Origin of the sequence: Microvirga tunisiensis, from assembly GCF_009296175.1 — a bacterium.
In the GTDB taxonomy this organism is placed as follows: Bacteria; Pseudomonadota; Alphaproteobacteria; order Rhizobiales; family Beijerinckiaceae; genus Microvirga; species Microvirga tunisiensis.
In genome coordinates, this window is the sequence record NZ_VOSK01000853.1 from 1 (window position 1) to 989 (window position 989).

Sequence of the window (989 nt, forward strand, 5' to 3'; positions counted from 1 at the left end):
TTGGGATCAGGTGCGTTACGCCATTGAGGAGTATACTTGGCGCTTTGACGGCCTGCGACGCCGAGCTTCTCACCGCAGGAGGACGTGATGCACTCCCTTCATCCGCAAGCCCGCACCACCCCCGCCGTCCGCCAAGAGATCGCCCGCTCGAGAGAGCCCACCGGCGTGCTGGCCCAGCGCTTCAGCGTGAGCACCGAGACCATCCGCAAGTGGCGCAAGCGCGGCGCACAGGACTGCCAGGACCATAGCAGCCGGCCGCACAAGCTGCCCTGGAAGGCCACCGAGGAAGAGCGCGCCATCGTCTGTGCCCTGCGCCAGGCCACCGGCTTCCCGCTCGATGACCTCACGTTTGTGGTCAGCCATTTCCTGCCGCATCTCAACCGCGATGCCGTCTACCGCATCCTCAAGGCGGAAGGCTTGGGACGATTGCCCCCGGCGCAGCAGCGCCAGCGCCGGAGCGGCACGTTCAAGGATTACGATCTTGGCTTCATCCACATGGACATCAAGCACCTGCCCAAGCTGCAGACCGCCAACGGGGAGCGCCGCAAACGCTATTTGTATGTGGCCATCGACCGCTGCTCACGGTGGGTGCATCTGGCCGTCAAGGACGATGAGCTGGCCACCAGCGCGGTCGCCTTCCTGAAAGAGGCGGTCCGCGCGTTTCCCTTCAAGATCACGCACGTGCTCACCGACAGAGGATCCTGCTTTACCGCCGATGGCTTTGAAGAGGCCTGCCGCCAGCTGAAGCTGGAGCACCGCAGGACCAAGCCGTATACACCGCAAACCAATGGTCTCGTGGAGCGCTTCAACGGGCGGGTGCAGCGCGAGGTGCTCGGCATCACGATCTATAGCCATCGGGATCTGAGCTATGGCGGAAACTGGGTGATGACGGTGTGAGAAGGGCGGCGTATCGAGGCGGGTGTCGAGCCTGCCAGAACCTCTTCGAGAGAGCGATACGCCATGAACGAGACTACCAACATTGTCCGCTT

The 989-nt window shown here is 63.2% G+C and carries 1 pseudogene; it reads left to right on the forward strand.

From position 1 onward, the window contains the following. Positions 1–87: 87 nt before the first annotated feature. Positions 88–864, forward strand: a pseudogene (locus FS320_RS44115) (DDE-type integrase/transposase/recombinase); the annotation flags it as partial. Between the last annotated feature and the right edge of the window lie 125 nt (positions 865–989).